The organism is Gemmobacter aquarius (assembly GCF_003060865.1).
Lineage (GTDB): Bacteria > Pseudomonadota > Alphaproteobacteria > Rhodobacterales > Rhodobacteraceae > Paragemmobacter > Paragemmobacter aquarius.
In genome coordinates this window covers 295,037-312,481 of record NZ_CP028918.1, presented here as the reverse complement: position 1 = coordinate 312,481, position 17,445 = coordinate 295,037, and the positions used below count along the sequence as shown (strand labels likewise).

Genomic DNA, 17,445 nt, shown 5'->3' with positions numbered 1-17,445 from the left:
AAAGGGTCCGGCCCGCAGCACCTGCCGCGGGCCGGAATTCACTTACTGGCCGACCGCTGCGGCCTGCGCGTCATCCGCCATTTCGGCCGACAGATAGATCGAGCCGGGCAGATCGTCGCGGCAGGTCACCGGGTTCGGTGTGCCCGAAACCGAATCTTCATAGACCGGAGCCTTGAAGATATTGTCAGCCGGCGGCGTGCCATCGGTGGCAAGCGCGACTGCCCATTGCACGGCCAGACGCACGTTGTCGTTTCCGGTCGCAACCGTGAACAGTTTGAAGTCCGGGTTGGCTTCGTGGTTCTGCGCCCAGAAGCACGACAACGAGTTGCCGTCCGACGTGGCAAGCATCGGGATCGACCGCTTGAATTCCGCAAACACCGGCAGCGCGCCGACAAGCGACGGGCCGAAGTCCGACACGATCACGTCGATCTTGTCATTCTTGGCGATCTCGGCAGACAGAACCTGCTGGGTCAAGGACGGATCCCAGTTGGTGACGGCGAACGGCTCTTGGTTGATGAAGACATACTTGTCATCCAGAACCGATTTCATGCCTTCCAGCTCGTCCAGACCCTGGCTGTTTCCGGCGGGGCCGGACAGGAACAGGACGTTGCCGCCATCGGGCAGGTTGGTCTTGATCCAGTTGCCCCAGCTCTTGCCGTCCTCGACAAAGGACGACCCGATGAACTTGGCGTAGTTCACGCCTTCTTCACCGCCCACGTTCACGCGGTAGGGCACCACGATGGTGCCTGCCTTGTGCGCGTTGGTCAGCGCGGGCAGCACAGCGGGGCCTGCATCGCCAAAGACGACCATGGCATTGATGCCGCGCGCCGCCATCGAGTTGATGTCCGAAATGGCCTTCTGGGTGTTGCCCTGACCATCGGCATATTCATACTGCGTGATGCTCGGGCATTTCGCCGCTTCTTCCTTGCCGGAAGCGGTGGTGACAAGGCGCCAGCTGTTGCCGCCAAAGCCGTCGAGCAGCGCAAGCGAGGCTTGCTTGGGCCCGCACCAGGACGGGGTTTCCGCCAGCACGGTGGTGGTGGCCAAAGCCGTGGTCAGGGTGATCGTCGCCAGCGACAACGACAGCGTAAGTGTCTTAGACATCGTCCGTTTCCTCCGAGTTGGACATGGTAGCGCGATTTGTTGCGGCCCGTTTGAAGTGGACCGAGTAGACGCCGATCCCAAAGACCAAGGCCAAGGCCTGAATGATGGTCTGGGCCGAGAACGGCACTCCGACGGCAAGCGCGAACTGGCTGAGTTGGTTCAGGAAGAACGCGGCAATGACCGTCGAAATCGGAAAACCCCGACCACCCAGAAGCGACGTGCCTGCCAGCACGACCACCGCAACGGATGGCAAAAGCAGACTGTCGCCCTGAAAGGCCGTAGGCTCGCGCGTGATGCCCGAAATCAGCACCCCCGCGACGCAGTAAAGCAGTTGGGCCAGCACATAGGCCGCGGCCTGATAGCGTCGCACAGGCAACCCCGCCGCATGGGCGGCCTGCGGATTGGCCCCGATCGCCTCGAACCGGCGACCCGCGACCGAGGCTTTCAGCACAAAGCTGACAACCACCATGATCACCACCGCGAACAGCACCGAATTGGGCAGGCCGAACGTCTTGCCCCCCGCAATTTCCGCCATCAGCGGCGTCGTGATACGCGGCACGCCCCCCGACACCGCGAACACGGCCCCGTAAAGCAGCGCGTTCATCCCGATGGTCGCGATAATGGCGTTCAGCCGTATCACCCCGACAAGGATGCCGTTGACGCATCCCGCAACCAGCGCAAAGCCAAAGGCGATCATCACCGACGAAAGCAGGTCCGCATCGTTGCCGCCCGAAAGGTGGGTCGTCACCACCACCGCCAGCGATACACCGCCCGCCAGCGACAGGTCGAACCCGCCCTGCTGCACCACCAGCATCTGCCCAAGCCCCACGATGGCAATCACCGCCGCGAAAGGCAGGCTTCCAGCCAACCCGCCAGCCGAGACGGCCGACGGCGCAAAGACCAGACAGACCAGCAGCAGCAGCACGGTCGACACGACCACCGTGACAAAGCCCCGCGCCAGCCTGACCTGCGTCAGACCAAAGCCGCCCTGCGCCGTTGCCGCTTGCATCCCTTGCGCCATCGTTTTGCTCCCCTCCCCGGTCGCGTTTCGTCAGGCGATCTCAAGCGTGATCTTCACGGCCTTGGTCGGGTCCTTGCCCAACTCGTAAGCCGTGATCGCATCATCCAGACCAAAGCTGTGGGTCTGGATCGGCGACAGGTCGATCCCCGTGCGCTCCAGAAACCGGATCGCCGCAGGCCACACACCGGGCGACCCGATGCAGCCGCGCACGGTCAGGTCCTTGATCTGGATCTTGCCCAGCTCGACCGGAATCTTCTGCCCGATGCTGATGCCCACCATCGAAACGAACCCTTCGGGCCGTGCATAGTCGAACACATTGGCCAGCGATGACGGATGCCCCGCAGCCTCGACCACCAGATCGGCGCCGCCCTTGGTCATCTCGGTCACCGCTTCCACGGCATTGCCCGCAGACGGATCGACCGTGCCGACGGCCCCCAGCCGCATCGCGATTTCGCGCCGCAGCGGCACCGGATCGACCACGATCACCTGCGCGCCCATGCCAATCGCCGCCGCCGCCGACACAAGGCCGATGGTCCCGCCACCCGAAACCACCACGGTCTGCGATGCATCCACCCCGCCATGCCGCAGCACGGCATAGTAACCGCAGGTGAACGGCTCGATCAGCGCGCCCTTTGCGTCATCCACACCATCGGGCAGCTTGTGCAGCCACTCGGGGCGGGCGGCAAAGAACTCGCGGTTCGCTCCATCCATCGAGAAACCGAAATGGTGGATACGTTCCGGCGTGCGGATCACGCATTCGCCAACCACACGGTCGCCGCGCTGCAAACCCTTGACGTTGCGGCCGACCTCGACCACTTCGCCCACCCATTCATGGCCGGGTGTGACGGGATACGAGATCGGGATGATATAGTTGCCCGCAAGCAATTCGTAATCCGAATGGCAAATCCCCACGCGGCGCGACCGGACAAGAACCTCGTTCTCGTTGATCGACGGCGTCTGGATATCCGTCACGACCGGCTGGTTCGGCTTGTCGAAGATAAGGGCTTTCATGGCGTTCGTTCCTTATGCGACGGTTTCGATGCGGCCGCTGGTAGCCGAGCGGAACACGGCCTCCAGAAGTGCGATGTTGTTGACCAGATGTTCACCCGTCACCGGATAGGTCTCGGTGCCCCGCACGGCGCGGGCGAACGACACGAGGTTGTCCTTGACCGGCTCGGCCTTGCCGATTTCGCGGGTGATGATCGGCCCGCCCGTCATGGCGCTGGTGACGATCCAGCCGTCAGGCGCTTCGACATGCGCCTTGTCGCGGATGTCGATCCAGCCTTTGGCCCCGTAAACCGTAAAGCGCGACATGAACGGGTTGGCGAGTGAGGCCGAAACGTAAGACGTGCCACCCCCCTTGAACTTGACGAAAGCCGCCACCGTGTCGCCCTGCGGCAGGTCCGACGAAAGCTGCTCGCAGATGCACAGCACCGACTCTGCCGCCCCCAGCAGTCGCACCGACAGGTCCAGCAGGTGAATCCCCGTCGCCGTCATCCCGCCCGCAGGCGCCTGATCGGCCTTCAGACGCCAGTTGTCGCGCGCCAGCGACAGAAACTTGTCATGGCTGAAATTCGCCTCGATCTGGTGAATACGGCCCAAACTGCCCGCATCGGCCATCGCCAGCATTTCCGCGACCGGGGGTTCGAACCGCCGCTCGTGGCCCATGCCAAGCACCAGCCCCGCAGCACGGCACAATTCCACCGAACGCACGGCCTCGGCCTTGGTCAGCGCCAGCGGCTTTTCGCAAAACACGTGCTTGCCCGCCGCCACCGCCGCAGCGATCTGTCCGGTGTGCATCGAATGCGGCGTGGCCAGCACCACCGCCTCGACGCTCGGGTCGGCCAGCGCATCGGCATAATCCGCCGTCAGCGCGATCCCCTTTTCGGCGCACAGCGCCCGCACCGTCTCGATATTCGGCTCGACCGCCCGCACCACGCGAATATCTTGCGGCGCCGCCTGCAAAACGGCCAGCATCTTCTGGCCCCACCAGCCCATGCCGACCAATGCGATGTTTACGGGATTGCTCATGTCCGGTTATCCACGCGCTTGGCAAAGGGACGGATCGACACGGTTTTCCACAACCCCACCTTGGCAAAGGGGTCGTTGCGATTGAAATCCTCGACCGCTGCCAGACTGTCTGCTTCCAGAACAAAGCAGCTTCCGATCATCGTCGCCTCGTCATCCGCCAAAAGCGGACCCGAGATTACCGTTTTGACCGTCGCCGCCGCCAGATAGGCCTTGTGCGCGTCATAATTCGCCAACCGCTTTTCAACGGCACCGTCATGGTCAAGGCAATGGACTACGTAATGCATGATATCTCCCCTGCCCCCGCTCACGCCGGGATGATCTTGCGCGCGCGCAATTCGTCGAACACATCGGTGAAGCTGCTGCGCGTGGGCTGATAGGCGTCAAAGCCAAGCGTGCGGCTGTTGGTCATGTCGGTGAAACACTCCAGCGTGCGCCCAAGATCGGCGTCGCTGTGCCACCACGAAGCCAGCGTGTTCACCGGAATGTCCTGCAACCCGTGCTTTGCGACCATGCCCGCCCAGATCGCGGGCGCATCGGCCATCTGCTCTTCCAGAAGCGTCGGCTTGCCCGGATGGGTCGCAACCTCCAGCCCGAAGTAATCTGCAATCTGCTTCCACAACCAAGTCCAGCGGAAGACATCGCCGTTCGAGGTGTTGAACGGCGTGTTCGCCGCCTCCGGCGTTGTCGCCGCCCAGACCAGTTGCTTGGCCAGAAGCCGCGCGTCGGTCACATCGGTCACGGCATTATACTGCTCGGTCGATCCGGGATAAACGAACGGCCGCCCGGTTTCCTTGCAGATCGACGCATAGACCGCCAACGTCACGGCCATGTTCATCGCATTGCCGATGACAAACCCGATCATGGTATGCGGGCGATGCACCGACCACGTAAACCCGCGCTGTTCGGCCATTTCGAACAGCACATCTTCCTGCGCGTAATAGAAATTCAGCCCCGGCAGACGCGGGCTGCTTTCAAGGAAGGGCGTGTAGGGCTTGACCTTGGCGTAATCGTCGAACGACCCGAGGTAATGCTTCAACCCCGTCACCAGCGCCGCATGCTTGATCGGGGCAGCTGCCAGCCCGTCGAACAGATTGCGGATCATCAGCGCATTGACGCGCACGTTCTCGGCCTCGTTCGCCTGCCGCGACCATGTGCAGAAGAACACATGCGTCACATCCTGTGCCGCAGCCAGTGCCGCTTTCGTCCCCGCCGCATCCTGCAAATCGGCGGCGATATGGCGGTCGGAAAACTCCAGCTCTGCCGCCCCGCGCGACAGCGTGACGACCGTCCAGCCCTGCGCTTTCAGCAAGCGTCCCGCATAGCTGCCCGACAGGCCGGTGGCCCCGACGATCAAGGCGACGTTCTTGGTGCTCATTCTTTTGTTCTTTCTTCGATGCAGCTTGCGGTCAGGTCGTGACCAGAATCTTCAAATGTTCGCCCGCCGGATCGAGCAGTGCCTCGAACCCCTTGGCGACCACATCCTTGGCGTCGATCCGTGCGGTGATCACCTTCTCGACCGGGAAATTCCCCGCAGCGATCATGCGCGCGATGCGCGGCCAGATTTGCGTCGGGTAGCACCACGTCGCTTCCACGGTGATGTCCTTCAAGGCCCACAGCATCGCGTCGATGCTGGCAGGCTTCATGTGCAGGCCCACCTGCACCACCCGCCCCTGACGGCGCACCGCCGTAACGCAGGCATTCAGCGACGCTTCAAGCCCGACGCATTCCAGCGCCACATCCACGCCCACGCCTTCTTCGGTCAGATCGGCAACCACTTGCGCCAAATCTCCGCTTCGGGGATCGACCACGATGGCATAGGGCGCAATTTCGGCGATGATCCGGCGACGGTTCGGGTTCGGCTCGGACACGATGACCAGCGCAGCCCCTGCGGCGTGCGCCGCCAGAACCGTCAGCGCGCCGATGGGACCCGCGCCCGAAACCAGCACGGTCGACCCTGCCGTCACCCCGCCACGGTCCACACCATACAGCGCAACGGCAGCGGGTTCGATCATGGCCGCTTGATCGTCGGTGATGTTATCGGGCACCGGCTGGGCGTTGTAATCCTTGATCACCGCCTTTTCGCCCATTCCGCCCCAGGCCCAGCTTAGCCCCACGCAGCCCATGACGGGCGACAGATGGAACAGCCCGCGCTTGCCGTAATAGTCGTTGCGCGGCGACAACAGCGGCTGGATCGAAATGCGATCCCCTGCCGCCACATGGCTTACCGCGTCACCGACGGCCAGAACCCGCGCAGAAAACTCGTGCCCCAGAATCTGCGGGTTGGTCGCTCCGGTATAAACGTGCGGCTCTTTCGGCGTGACGATAGGGCCTGCAAGGTATTCGTGCAGATCGGTTCCGCAAATACCGGTCACTGCCGGGGCGATCAGCACATCGTCGGGCGCCAGCTTGCCCGAAGGTTCTGCCACATCCTCGACCCGGATATCCCGTGCCCCGTGAAAACGGACTGCCCGCATGTTTCGCTCCTCCCCTGCTGTCGTAACCGCACGCACCGCGCATGACGCCTGCCGACCCTACTTTCACACCGCTCTGGCGTGCAGCCGCCCTACCGCATGGCCGCCTTGCTCGCCATGCACGGGCTACGGGTCACTGGTTTCACGCATCGGGCCAGACGCTCTCGTCTGCACGGTCCCGACTCACTCCCTTGATCCATCGATATCAAACCGGATCGGGTACAGCGGGGCGAAATTATCCGCTTCGGATAAATTCCGGGACGTAGCGCCGGATCGACCCTCTATGTTGGTCGCAGACGAACGCGAGGTGTCTCATGGATTCGAAAGTGGCGGCCGAAACACGCGCAGGCGTGGCGGGCAGAAAGACCGGCTGGGTCGGAGCGGGCAAGATGGGCCTGCCCATGGCGCGCAACCTGCTTGCCGCAGGCATTGCGGTCGCGGTCTGCGAACCGAACCCCGCCACGCTTGCGATGCTTTCTGCCGAAGGGGCCGCAACCAGCGCAGACCTTTCCGCCCTCGACGGGGCCGACCTCGTCTTTGCCACCCTGCCCGACGATGCCGCCCTGCGCGCCGTGGTCGCGGGCCTTGCCACCCGCCTGCCGCGCGGTGCCGTGCTGGTCGAGATGAGCACCGTTTCCCCCGAATGCTCTGCAGAAGTCGCGCAAATCCTTGCAAATGCTGGAATTCTCTACATCCGCGCCCCTGTATCGGGCAGCACTGCTCTGGCCGAAAAAGGCACGCTCACCGTGCTCGCCTCGGGCGATCCGCAAGGCTGGCAAACGGCCCTCCCCCTGATCTCGCTGCTGTCGGCCCGCCAGTTCTGGCTCGGGACGGGCGACGAGGCGCGCTACATGAAGCTGGTTCTCAACACGCTCGTCGGCGCATCCTCGGCCATTCTTGCCGAAGCCGTCAGCATGGGCGCCAGCGGCGGTCTCAGCCGCGCCGCGATGATGGAGGTGATCTGCGAAAGTGCCGTCGCTTCGCCTTTGTTCAAGTACAAGGCCGATCTGGTGGTGTCAGAAGACTACACCCCCGCCTTCACCATCCAGCAGATGATCAAGGATTTTACCCTTATCAGCGATGCCGGACGCGGCAACGGCGTGCCGATGCTGACCTCGGGGCTTATCCTCGAACTTTACCGCGCCGCAGCGAATGCAGGATTGCAAAACGAAGATTTCTTCGCTTTGGTGAAATGGCATTCTGGGATTTCCGCACAACGGGGCTGAACCGGTGCAACAGGTCAACACGTCCATCGCTGCCTCACCGGAACTCACCGCGCATGAACTGTCGCGTATCGTCGACTTTTTACGCAAACTCCGCGCCCCGTTCGACACCGGCCTGCCCGGTGCGGCAAAGGATGTGTACTGGAACGTGGTGCTCGAACTCGTCGACAGCCACCTGCGCCGCCGCCCCATCGACAAATCCGGCCTGATAACACTCGCAGGCGTGCCCTATTCGACCGGCAACCGCATGATCGGCAAGATGATCGAAGACGGGCTGATCCGTCAGGTGCCGCGCGGCGGCGGGTTGAAAACGCATTTCCTCGAACCCGCAGACACGCTGCTGCAAAGCTTCATGGAATACGCGACCCACGTAAAAGGCCATCTTGCCAAGACCTTCGGCCTGCGAAAAGGCGCCGAGGCGAACGAATACTATTTCGGCGGCAGCTATTTCGCGGCACAGATCATTTCGCCCGTGCGCGGCGACGACATCGCCGGCAAGGTCCCGGGCGACATTCGCTTTCTGCTCAACGACGACAACTACTTCTCGTCGATGCGAAACATGTGGTCCGATTTCCGCAACGATCTGGGCAAGAAAAGCAGCTTCGACCTGCAGCGGCTACCCGACCTTTACGTCAATTCGCAAAGCTATTTCGAAAAGCCGAACGCCGAATATGATGTCATTTCCATCAACATGCCGTGGCTGGGCGAATTTGCCGAAAAAGGCTACCTCGCGCCCCTTGATGATCTGTTGCAGGACGCCGCGATCAACCCGCTCGATTTCCACCCCTCGGTCTGGGGCACCGGAAACTGGAAGGGCACGCAATACGGCATCCCGCTTTATTGCACGATAGAAATCCTCGCCGCCCGCCGCGACCTGTTCGAGGAAAAGGGCCTGACCTTTCCGCGCACCTTTGATGAAACCATCGCCGCCGCCCGCGCCCTGCACCGGCCCGCATCGGAATTCTACGGCATCGCGTGGAACGGCCAGCGCGGCATGCCAATCGCCAATTCCTTCATGTTCTTTCTGGCTGCCTGCCAGAAGACGATCATCGACATGCCGCTGCACAATCAGGAAAGCTGGGTCTTTCCGAAATTCGAAAAGCTCAAACTGCAGATCGACACGGTCGATGCGGTCGAGGTGATCGAATACATGAAGCAACTGGTCGAGGTGTCGCCCCCCGACATCGAATTCATGGATTGGGAAAAGCGCATCCAGTGCTTCATGTCCGGCCGGGCCGGCCTTGCCTATTGCTGGACCATGCGCGCCGCCCGTTTCGAACATGAACTCAGCTCGCAGGTCGCCCGCCGCGTGGCCTATCTTCCCCCGCCCTCGCGCCGCTTGCGCCGCATCGCGGCCCCCATCGGCGGCTTTCTCATGACCATCCCTGCCTCGGTCAAACCCGCACGGCAAAAGCAGATCATGAACGCCATCACATGGATGGTCTCGCCCGAGGCGATGAAAGCCCATGTCAAGAACGGCTTCCCTGTCGCCCCCCGCTTTTCCGTCTGCGCCGACCCCGAGGCGCTGGCCTCGTCCCCCATCGTCAGCATGGCCGACCAACTCGCCCGCCGGAACGAGCTTGTCACATGGGCGCGTCCGCCGATTCAGGAATTCAGCCTGATCGAACGCATCCTCGGCGCCGAAATCCACGATGCGGTGTTCCACGGCAAACCCGCGCGTCAGGCCCTGCGAGATGCCGAGAACAGCATCCTCAGCGCGGTCAACAGCGCAACCTGACAGGCCTGCTAGGGCGCGTCACCGGCCCATGCCGCCTGTAGCATCGCGCGGATCGCCAACCGTTCGACGGGTCGCGGGTTCCAATAGGGGTTCTGGGTCGCAAGCTCTGCCGCACGGTCGAGATCGGCTTCGGCCAGCCCCAGATCACGCAGGGCGGTCGGTGCGCCCATATCCCGCCCAAAGGCGTAAAGCGCCGCGCCCGCGCTCTCGGTTCCGAAGATTTCGGCAACGGGGCGCAGCAGGTCTGGCACCGCCACCTCGTTATAGGCGATGGCATGGGGCAGGATGACTGCATGGGTTTCGGCATGCGGCAGATCGAAGCTCCCGCCCAGCGTGTGGCAAAGCTTGTGATGCAGCGCCATGCCGACCGAGCCAAGAACACTGCCACAGAGCCAGGCGCCGTAAAGCGTCTCCCCCCGCGCAGCCAGATCGGACGGATTGGCGACCACTGCGGGAAGCGCGTTGCGGAATGCGCGCAGACCTTCCAGCGCCATCAGGCCGGACACAGGCGAACGGTTCTGCGCGTAAAGCCCCTCGGCCGCATGCGCCATCGCGTTCAGCGCGCTCGTCACCGTCATGCCGACCGGCAGGCCCTGCACCAGTTCGGGATCATACAAAATCACCTCGGGCTGGACCTTGGGCGTGGTGATCGTTGTCTTCCGTCCGTGCTCCGTCTGCCCAAGAATACCCGTCGCTTCCGAACCGGCATAAGTCGTCGGCACAACGATCTGCGGCAGGTCGGTCCTCAGCGCGATCGCCTTCCCCAGACCGGTCGTCGAACCCCCGCCAATCGATACGACGCAATCTGCTGCCAGACGAATAGCCTCGGCCGTTGCCTCTTCACTGATGGCGACGGGCGTATGCATCGTTGCCTTGTCGAACAAACCGACCGCGTTCCTGCCAAGCAGGCGGACGAATTCGCGCCCCGTCTCGGCCTGTTGCGGCGTCGTCAACACCAGCGCCCGCGACAGCCCAAGCGCCTCCATCTCGTCACCGACACTGTGCCGCACACCGGCGCCGAACCTGACGCGCATTGCGGCGCTGTTGACGACAAAGCTGTTCTGAAAAAGCGTCATTCGGTTCCCTGCTATTCGGCCAGTCGGTAGGATGCTGCGTTGCCGCGTCGGCCCTTCGCTCAGACCCGTTCCAGCGCGATGCTGATTCCCTGACCGACGCCGATGCACATGGTGGAAAGCGACCGCTTGCCCCCGGTCTCGTGCAGTTCCAGCGCCGCCGTTCCGGTGATCCGCGCGCCGGACATGCCGAGCGGATGGCCCAGTGCGATCGCTCCGCCGTTGCGGTTCACGCGCGGGTCGTCGTCGGCGATGCCGAGTTGGCGCAGCGTGGCGATGCCTTGGGCTGCAAAGGCTTCGTTGAGTTCGATCACGTCGAAATCGGCGGGTCCAAGGCCAAGGCGGGCCATCAGTTTCTCGCTTGCGGGTGCGGGGCCGATGCCCATGATGCGCGGCGCAACGCCTGCGGTCGCCCCGCCGAGGATGCGGGCGAGGGGGCGCAGGCCGTGCCGTTTCATCGCGGCTTCCGAGGCGATGACCAGCGCCGCCGCGCCGTCGTTCACGCCGCTCGCATTGCCCGCCGTGACCGAGCCGTTCGGAAACAGCGGTCTGAGCTTGGCCAGCGCCTCGATCGTGGTGGCGCGGGGGTGTTCGTCCTGGGCCACGGCCAGCGGATCGCCCTTGCGCTGCGCAACGGTGACGGGGGTGATTTCCCGCGCCAACCGCCCGCTGGCCTGTGCGGCGGCCGCCTTGTTCTGGCTGGCAAGCGCCATCGCGTCCTGCGCGTCGCGGTCGATGCCAAAGTCATCTGCCACGTTCTGCCCCGTCTGCGGCATCGAGTCGGTGCCATGGGCGGCCTGCATCGCCGGGTTCACAAAACGCCAGCCGATGGTGGTGTCGTAAATCTCGGCATTGCGGGAAAAGGCGGTGTCTGCCTTGGGCATGACAAAGGGCGCGCGCGACATGCTTTCGACGCCGCCTGCGATCATCAGATGCGCCTCGCCCGCCGCGATCTGGCGTGCAGCGACCAGCACGGCGTCCATCCCCGACCCGCACAGACGGTTGATCGTCGTCCCGGTCACCGACACGGGCAAGCCCGCAAGCAGGGCCGACATCCGTGCCACGTTGCGGTTATCCTCGCCCGCCTGATTGGCGCAGCCGAAGATCACATCGTCCACCGCGTCCCAGTCGACGCCGCCGTTGCGCGCCATCAGCGCCCGCAGCGGCACAGCGCCCAGATCATCGGCACGGACCGAAGACAGCGCCCCGCCGAAGCGGCCGATGGGCGTGCGGATATAGTCGCAGATATAAACGGGGGTCATTCAAAGCTCCGGAACGGTCAGGTCGACAACGGGCGCGGGCACGAGCATTTCCGCCCCTGTCAGGGCCTGCAATGCGTCAATCGACAGCGAAGGCAACTTTTCGCGCAAGACGAACCGTCCACCTTCGATGTCGATCACGGCGAGGCTGGAATATATCCGTGTCACACAGCCCACGCCTGTCAGTGGCAAAGAGCAGCGCTGCACCAGTTTCGGCTTGCCATCCTTGGTCACATGGTCGGTGATCACCGCCACCCGCTTTGCGCCATGCACAAGATCCATCGCCCCGCCCACGGCTGGCACGCCCCTTGGCCCCGTGGACCAATTCGCCAGATCGCCCGTCTCGGCCACCTCGTAGGCACCCAGGATCGCGACGTCGAGATGCCCGCCCCGCACCATCGCAAAGCTGTCGGCGTGGTGGAAGAACGCCGTGCCCGGCTTGATCGTCACAGCCTTCTTGCCTGCGTTTATCAGGTCCCAGTCCTCGTCCCCCGCGGGCGGAGCCTCGCCAAAGCCGAGAATACCGTTTTCAGTGTGAAAGATCGCCTCGCGTCCCGGTGGCTGGAATTTGGCGACCATCTCGGGAAAGCCGATGCCGAGGTTGACATATGCGCCGTCCTCGATGTCCTGCGCGGCGCGCCATGCGATTTGCGTGGGGGAAAGCTTCGCGGTCATTCGGCCACCTCGGGGTATCGGGCATTGGCGCGGTTCAGGATTTCTTCCTGCGCGGGGTTCGGCACCTCGACCAGACCCTGCACGAAGATGCCGGGGGTGATCACCGATTCAGGGTCGATCCCGCCCGCCTCGACGATGCGGCTGACCTGCACGATTGTTGCGGCGGCAGCGGTACACATCAGCGGGTTGAAGTTCCGCGCGGCCATCCGGTAGGTCAGGTTGCCCAAGCGGTCGCCCAGATGCGCCTTGACCAGCGCATAATCGGCCTTAAGCCAGCGTTCCTGCACATAGGCGCGCCCGTCGAACACCTCGACGGGTTTGCCCTTGGCTAGATCGGTGCCAAAGCTTGTCGGGGTATAAAACGCCGGAATGCCCGCCCCGCCCGCACGGATGCGTTCGGCGAGCGTCCCCTGGGGGACCAGTTCCAGCTCGATCTTTCCAGCCAGATACATCTCGGTGAAAACCACCGGATCGGCCGAGCGCGGGAACGAGCAGATCAGCTTCCTCACCATTCCCGCCTCGATCAGCGCCGCCAACCCGACATGCCCGTTGCCTGCGTTGTTGTTCACCACCGTCAGGTCGCGCGGGTGGCCCGTCGCCACGAAACGGTCGATCAGCGCGTGGATCAGCTCGATCGGCGCGCCCGATCCGCCGAAGCCGCCGATCATCACGGTCATGCCGTCCGATATCCCTGCCACTGCCGTGGCAAGGTCGGGAAGGGTCTTGTCCATCCGAAACCTCCAGTCCCGCGAGTCTGGCCGCAGGGTCGCATCAAGGCTTATCGCCGCTGGCCCCCTTTCGTCCATGCACGATGTGCGCTATGCATAATTTGTTGACATATCGCACGACAGGGCACGGGCATGGCGATCACCGAACGCGACATCATGGGCGGGTTGGCCAAAGGGCTCGCGGTGATCGAGACCTTCGGGACAGATACGCCGCGCCAGTCCATCACCGGGGTAGCCGCCGCCTCGGGCCTCGACCGTGCCACGGCCCGCCGCTGCCTGCTGACATTGGCCCATCACGGATATGCCGACTGGGACGGCAAGTTCTTCACCCTCACACCCCGGGTGCTGCGACTTGGAACGGCCTGCCTTGCCTCCATGCCGATGCCCGCCATCGTGCAACCGGCGCTTGATACGCTGTCCGACCGGATCGGTGAAAGCTCGTCGGTGTCGATCCTCGACGGGGCCGAGATCGTCTATGTCGCGCGTGCCGCGCAGCGCAAGGTCATGTCGATCAGCCTCATGCCGGGCAGCCGCCTGCCCGCCTATTGCACCAGCATGGGCCGCGTGATGCTTGCGGCATTGCCCGCACCGGCGGCGAAAGAGTTGATCGGGTCAGCTCCGCTGACGCCCCGCACACCCTATACCCTGACCGATCCCGAAGCGGTTGTTTCAGAGATCAGCAAAGTGCGCGAGCAAGGATTTGCCGTCATCGACCAGGAAGTTGAACTCGGTCTGTGCTCGGTCGCCGTTCCCTTGGTGAACGCTCGCGGTCGAGTCATAGCGGCGCTGAACGTCGGGCTCGCGGCCGGACCCGAGCCGATTGCCGATGTTGCGGCACGGCTCGTCCCCGAGCTTCGCAGCGTGGCCACCCAGTTGCGCGGGCTTTTGCGGTTTTAGAAACGCGGCGCACTCAAGGCAGGTGACGGAATGAAAGTCCAGCCTGACACGACTCATGGCCGGCTACTTCACACAGCCGGTCCGGCAAACCGTTCCGGAACTATAGTCCGCAACTTTCTCAAGTGATTGCATTATCGGGATTTTTGAATTGGTCGGAGCGAGAGGATTCGAACCTCCGACCCCCTGCTCCCGAAGCAGGTGCGCTACCAGACTGCGCTACGCTCCGACCGTGGGCAGGGGGTTACAGGCACCGCGCCGCCTTTGCAAGACCCCGCGCAAGATAGCGCGCCGAATTCAGCCACCCGACCGGCGCTCGAACAGCCGCAGCCATGCCCCGATGCGCGGTTGCATGCCCGTGTCCAGCCGCGAGCGGTTTTCCAGCACCGGACGGTTGGTCGAAACCGCAGGCGTCCCCTCGCGCAGCACGATATACATGCCCGAGGCAATGATGACCGCGCTGCCCAGAGCGGTGTTCCAGTCGAGCGACTCGCTAAAGAACAACCAACCGTAAAACACCGCCCACAGCATCTGCGAATACTGCATCGGTGCCACGATCACCGCAGGCGCAGCCCGATAGGCATAGATCGACAGCAAGCCCCCGATCAGCCCCATCGCCGCCATGGCCCCCAGCATCCCCAGATGTTCCAGCGGCATCGGTTCGTAAAAGAACGGCAGGGCCGCCCCCATCACCACGAAATTGGCGACCATAGGATAAAGCATAAGCACGATCGACCGTTCGGCCTTGCCCACCTTTCGCACGATGACCGACGTCAGCGCCCCCATGAACGCCGCCGACAGCGCCGCCAGATGGCCAAGGCTGAACTCCACCTCGCCCGGTTGCAGCACGACCAGCACACCCGCCAGACCCACGAAAACCGCGATGCCACGGTGAAAACCGATCCGCTCGCCCAGAAGCGGAATGGCCAGAAGCGTGATCAGGATCGGCATTGCGAAAAAGATCGCATAGCACTGCGCCATGGGCAGCACCGAAAAGGCATAGAACCCGCCCAACCCCGTCAGCACCGCCGAAACCGTGCGGATCGCCGTCCACCACGGATGTTTGGGGATCAGCGTGCCATCCGTGCGGTCGCTCATCAGCATGATGGTGATCAGCGGAAAGCCCAGCAGCCCCGCAAAGAAGATGATCTGGAACGGCGCATAGCTTGCCCCCAGCGCCTTCACGATCACATCATGCGTGGCGTAAACCCCGAATGAGGCAAGGGACAAAAGCGCGCCGCGCAGATTGCTGTGCATGGGATGTTCCGCTTGGGTGTGTGAAACCGTTACCACACCCTTTAGTCCTGCACACGCGGCAGGTGCAAGACGAAGGGGGCCGCAAACCGCCGCCCCCTTGCGTATCTTTGCCGATCAAAGCGACGCGTCGAGTGCGGCGATGATCGCATCGCCCATCTGGCTGGTTGACACCGGCACGCCGCCTTCGGGGCCCATCAGGTCTGCGGTGCGGACACCATCCGCCAGCACCTTTTCCACGGCCTTCTCGACCCGCGCGGCCTCGTCGCCCATGTCGAACGAATAGCGCAGCGCCATTGCAAAACTCAGCACGCAGGCGATCGGGTTCGCCTTGCCCTGCCCCGCGATGTCGGGGGCCGAACCGTGCACGGGTTCATAAAGCGCCTTGGGCCGCCCGTTCTCCATCGGCAACCCCAGCGACGCCGAAGGCAGCATCCCCAACGATCCGGTCAGCATCGCGGCCATGTCCGACAACAGGTCGCCGAACAGGTTGTCGGTCACGATCACGTCGAACTGCTTGGGCCAGCGGCACAGCTGCATCGCGCCCGCATCGGCATACATGTGGGTCAACTCGACATCGGCATATTCCTTGTCATGCACTTCCTGCACGACCTGCCGCCACAGAATCCCCGATTCCATCACATTGGCCTTCTCCATCGAGCAAACCTTGTTGTTGCGGCGGCGGGCGAGTTCAAACGCCGACCGCGCCACGCGGGCGATCTCGGATTCGGTATAACGCTGGGTGTTGATCCCCACGCGCTCGTTGCCTTCGGTGAAAATCCCGCGCGGCTCGCCGAAATAGACCCCGCTGGTCAATTCGCGCACGATGACGATATCCAGCCCCGCGACCACATCCTTTTTCAGCGACGAGAAATCGGCCAGCGCGTCAAAGCACTGCGCGGGGCGCAAGTTGGAAAACAGGTCCATCTCCTTGCGCAGCCGCAACAGCCCGCGCTCGGGCTTCACGCTGAAATCGAGCACGTCGTATTTCGGCCCGCCCACGGCGCCCAGAAGCACCGCGTCTACCTCTTGCGCCTTGGCCATGGTGGCATCGGTCAGGGGCGTGCCATGCGCGTCATAGGCGCAACCGCCCACCAGATCTTCGGTCACGTCAAAGGTAACGCCCCGCTTGGTGCCGAACCAGCCGATGATCTTCTTCACCTCGGCCATGACCTCGGGGCCGATACCGTCACCGGCAAGGATAAGGATGGAAGGGTTTGCCACGGCGCGCGCTCCTGCAAAACATCGGAAAAATCGTTGGCCCGTGGCCTAGCCGCTTGGCCCCGCGCGGTCAAGGCAACTGTCTGCTCCCGCTTGCCACGCAGCGTTGCCGGAAGGCTTCGTTAATACTTGTCAATCAAAGCTATCCAAAAGAATGGTTGCCCCGTTATTAGGGAATGCTACCTTTGCGGGGTTAGGGGTCGTTACGATGAAGATGTCAGTGGTGAAGGTCCCTCTTGGGCCCGAATTTATCTTGTACGAAGGCGAATTCTACGCCGTGACGCGGCATCGCATCATGCTCTTCTTCTACTTCGGCCTTGCATGCATGATCCTCGTCGCCACGATCGGCCGCGACAGCGATGTGCGTACACCCGAACTCACCCTTGCCGTAGCCACGATCGAGGTTTTCGCCGGCGTGCTGATCGTCGTGCTGTGCAAGCACGTGGCCGTCTGGTGGGCCAGACGCACCGGAACCATTCCCCGCGTCCGGATGGCCTGGGTTCTGGTGTTGACAGTCACCTGCGCGGTCGCCAGCGCCGATGTGCTCGATCCGTTCTTCTTCGGCATACCCCGTTCGACGCCCCTGCACTTCGCGATGAAGCTCGTGTTCTACATCGTCGTGACCGAGCTGCTGACCAGCATCATGATGCAGTACACGATGGGCTACATCCTCAGGGACCTGCGTAAGGACAAGCACTTCGCGGCAGACGGCGGCCTTCTCTTGCAATCCCCCGACGCGGCGGCCTGACAGGA

The 17,445-nt window shown here is 63.3% G+C and carries 17 protein-coding genes and 1 tRNA gene; 4 read left to right on the top strand and 14 right to left on the bottom strand.

Features of this window, described 5'->3' with window-relative positions:
* Positions 1-42: 42 nt before the first annotated feature.
* Genes HYN69_RS01430 through HYN69_RS01400 form a run of 7 tightly spaced genes read right to left on the bottom strand, consistent with a single transcriptional unit; the run spans position 43 to position 6,630 of the window.
* Complete coding sequence (locus tag HYN69_RS01430; RefSeq protein WP_108434173.1) at positions 43-1,104, bottom strand: substrate-binding domain-containing protein; 1,062 nt, start codon at positions 1,102-1,104, stop codon at positions 43-45.
* On the bottom strand, positions 1,097-2,125 hold the full coding sequence (locus HYN69_RS01425) for an ABC transporter permease (protein WP_216824632.1): 1,029 nt from the start codon (positions 2,123-2,125) through the stop codon (positions 1,097-1,099). The genes HYN69_RS01430 and HYN69_RS01425 overlap by 8 nt, the downstream gene beginning before the upstream one ends.
* 30 nt (positions 2,126-2,155) lie before the next feature.
* Complete coding sequence (locus tag HYN69_RS01420) at positions 2,156-3,136, bottom strand: zinc-dependent alcohol dehydrogenase (RefSeq protein WP_108434172.1); 981 nt, start codon at positions 3,134-3,136, stop codon at positions 2,156-2,158.
* Positions 3,137-3,148: 12 nt separating this feature from the next.
* Positions 3,149-4,156, bottom strand: coding sequence for a Gfo/Idh/MocA family protein (locus HYN69_RS01415; protein ID WP_108434171.1), 1,008 nt, complete (start codon positions 4,154-4,156; stop codon positions 3,149-3,151).
* Entirely contained in the window at positions 4,153-4,440 is a 288-nt protein-coding gene (locus HYN69_RS01410; RefSeq protein ID WP_108434170.1) for a YciI family protein, read from the bottom strand. Before HYN69_RS01410 ends, HYN69_RS01415 begins: the two co-directional genes overlap by 4 nt.
* Positions 4,441-4,460: 20 nt before the next feature.
* The gene (locus HYN69_RS01405; protein WP_108434169.1) at positions 4,461-5,531 is read right to left on the bottom strand and encodes an SDR family oxidoreductase; all 1,071 of its coding nucleotides are present in this window, start codon (positions 5,529-5,531) and stop codon (positions 4,461-4,463) included.
* Between the two features lie 31 nt (positions 5,532-5,562).
* Positions 5,563-6,630 carry a zinc-binding dehydrogenase gene (locus HYN69_RS01400; protein ID WP_108434168.1) on the bottom strand — a complete coding sequence of 356 codons (1,068 nt, stop codon included), beginning with the start codon at positions 6,628-6,630 and terminating at the stop codon, positions 5,563-5,565.
* Between the two features lie 311 nt (positions 6,631-6,941).
* Between HYN69_RS01400 and HYN69_RS01395 the strand changes: the two genes are divergently transcribed.
* Together HYN69_RS01395 and HYN69_RS01390 are read left to right on the top strand one after the other, a co-directional pair.
* Positions 6,942-7,853, top strand: a complete 912-nt coding sequence (locus HYN69_RS01395) for an NAD(P)-dependent oxidoreductase (RefSeq protein WP_108434167.1) — start codon at positions 6,942-6,944, stop codon at positions 7,851-7,853.
* Between the two features lie 4 nt (positions 7,854-7,857).
* Positions 7,858-9,588, top strand: coding sequence for an ABC transporter substrate-binding protein (locus HYN69_RS01390; protein WP_108434166.1), 1,731 nt, complete (start codon positions 7,858-7,860; stop codon positions 9,586-9,588).
* A gap of 8 nt (positions 9,589-9,596) precedes the next feature.
* Here the strand turns inward: HYN69_RS01390 and HYN69_RS01385 are convergent, their stop codons facing one another.
* From HYN69_RS01385 to HYN69_RS01370, 4 genes are read right to left on the bottom strand one after another with little or no spacing between them, the layout of a single operon-like run.
* A complete protein-coding gene (locus HYN69_RS01385) occupies positions 9,597-10,664 on the bottom strand; it encodes a maleylacetate reductase (protein WP_108434165.1) in 1,068 nt (355 codons plus the stop codon).
* Positions 10,665-10,723: 59 nt separating this feature from the next.
* A complete protein-coding gene (gene pcaF / locus HYN69_RS01380) occupies positions 10,724-11,923 on the bottom strand; it encodes a 3-oxoadipyl-CoA thiolase (RefSeq protein ID WP_108434164.1) in 1,200 nt (399 codons plus the stop codon).
* Positions 11,924-12,595: a 3-oxoacid CoA-transferase subunit B gene (locus HYN69_RS01375; RefSeq protein ID WP_108434163.1), complete on the bottom strand. Its 672-nt coding sequence runs from the start codon at positions 12,593-12,595 to the stop codon at positions 11,924-11,926.
* Complete coding sequence (locus HYN69_RS01370; RefSeq protein ID WP_108434162.1) at positions 12,592-13,326, bottom strand: 3-oxoacid CoA-transferase subunit A; 735 nt, start codon at positions 13,324-13,326, stop codon at positions 12,592-12,594. Before HYN69_RS01370 ends, HYN69_RS01375 begins: the two co-directional genes overlap by 4 nt.
* 129 nt (positions 13,327-13,455) lie before the next feature.
* Here HYN69_RS01370 and HYN69_RS01365 point away from each other — a divergent pair, with 129 nt between their 5' ends.
* A complete protein-coding gene (locus HYN69_RS01365; protein WP_108434161.1) occupies positions 13,456-14,220 on the top strand; it encodes an IclR family transcriptional regulator domain-containing protein in 765 nt (254 codons plus the stop codon).
* Between the two features lie 149 nt (positions 14,221-14,369).
* Here HYN69_RS01365 and HYN69_RS01360 read toward each other — a convergent pair.
* The 3 genes from HYN69_RS01360 to leuB form a co-directional block, all read right to left on the bottom strand.
* A tRNA-Pro gene (locus HYN69_RS01360) sits at positions 14,370-14,446 on the bottom strand.
* 68 nt (positions 14,447-14,514) lie between these two features.
* On the bottom strand, positions 14,515-15,474 hold the full coding sequence (locus HYN69_RS01355) for a DMT family transporter (RefSeq protein WP_108434160.1): 960 nt from the start codon (positions 15,472-15,474) through the stop codon (positions 14,515-14,517).
* Between the two features lie 114 nt (positions 15,475-15,588).
* Positions 15,589-16,695, bottom strand: a complete 1,107-nt coding sequence (gene leuB / locus HYN69_RS01350) for a 3-isopropylmalate dehydrogenase (protein ID WP_108434159.1) — start codon at positions 16,693-16,695, stop codon at positions 15,589-15,591.
* A 205-nt stretch (positions 16,696-16,900) separates the two neighbouring features.
* On the opposite strand from leuB, the gene HYN69_RS01345 reads away from it, so the two are divergent.
* Positions 16,901-17,440 (top strand): hypothetical protein, encoded by a 540-nt coding sequence (locus tag HYN69_RS01345; protein WP_108434158.1) that lies wholly within the window; start codon positions 16,901-16,903, stop codon positions 17,438-17,440.
* Positions 17,441-17,445 lie beyond the last annotated feature (5 nt).

Bases quoted from the DNA above. Each gene is read 5' to 3' on its own strand.
- HYN69_RS01375 (WP_108434163.1), bottom strand. From the start codon at position 12,595: ATGACCGCGAAGCTTTCCCCCACGCAAATCGCATGGCGCGCCGCGCAG.
- HYN69_RS01395 (WP_108434167.1), top strand. From the start codon at position 6,942: ATGGATTCGAAAGTGGCGGCCGAAACACGCGCAGGCGTGGCGGGCAGA.
- HYN69_RS01430 (WP_108434173.1), bottom strand. From the start codon at position 1,104: ATGTCTAAGACACTTACGCTGTCGTTGTCGCTGGCGACGATCACCCTG.
- HYN69_RS01420 (WP_108434172.1), bottom strand. From the start codon at position 3,136: ATGAAAGCCCTTATCTTCGACAAGCCGAACCAGCCGGTCGTGACGGAT.
- HYN69_RS01400 (WP_108434168.1), bottom strand. From the start codon at position 6,630: ATGCGGGCAGTCCGTTTTCACGGGGCACGGGATATCCGGGTCGAGGAT.
- HYN69_RS01365 (WP_108434161.1), top strand. From the start codon at position 13,456: ATGGCGATCACCGAACGCGACATCATGGGCGGGTTGGCCAAAGGGCTC.
- HYN69_RS01405 (WP_108434169.1), bottom strand. From the start codon at position 5,531: ATGAGCACCAAGAACGTCGCCTTGATCGTCGGGGCCACCGGCCTGTCG.
- pcaF (WP_108434164.1), bottom strand. From the start codon at position 11,923: ATGACCCCCGTTTATATCTGCGACTATATCCGCACGCCCATCGGCCGC.
- HYN69_RS01410 (WP_108434170.1), bottom strand. From the start codon at position 4,440: ATGCATTACGTAGTCCATTGCCTTGACCATGACGGTGCCGTTGAAAAG.
- HYN69_RS01425 (WP_216824632.1), bottom strand. From the start codon at position 2,125: ATGGCGCAAGGGATGCAAGCGGCAACGGCGCAGGGCGGCTTTGGTCTG.
- HYN69_RS01355 (WP_108434160.1), bottom strand. From the start codon at position 15,474: ATGCACAGCAATCTGCGCGGCGCGCTTTTGTCCCTTGCCTCATTCGGG.
- HYN69_RS01385 (WP_108434165.1), bottom strand. From the start codon at position 10,664: ATGACGCTTTTTCAGAACAGCTTTGTCGTCAACAGCGCCGCAATGCGC.
- HYN69_RS01370 (WP_108434162.1), bottom strand. From the start codon at position 13,326: ATGGACAAGACCCTTCCCGACCTTGCCACGGCAGTGGCAGGGATATCG.
- HYN69_RS01345 (WP_108434158.1), top strand. From the start codon at position 16,901: ATGAAGATGTCAGTGGTGAAGGTCCCTCTTGGGCCCGAATTTATCTTG.
- HYN69_RS01415 (WP_108434171.1), bottom strand. From the start codon at position 4,156: ATGAGCAATCCCGTAAACATCGCATTGGTCGGCATGGGCTGGTGGGGC.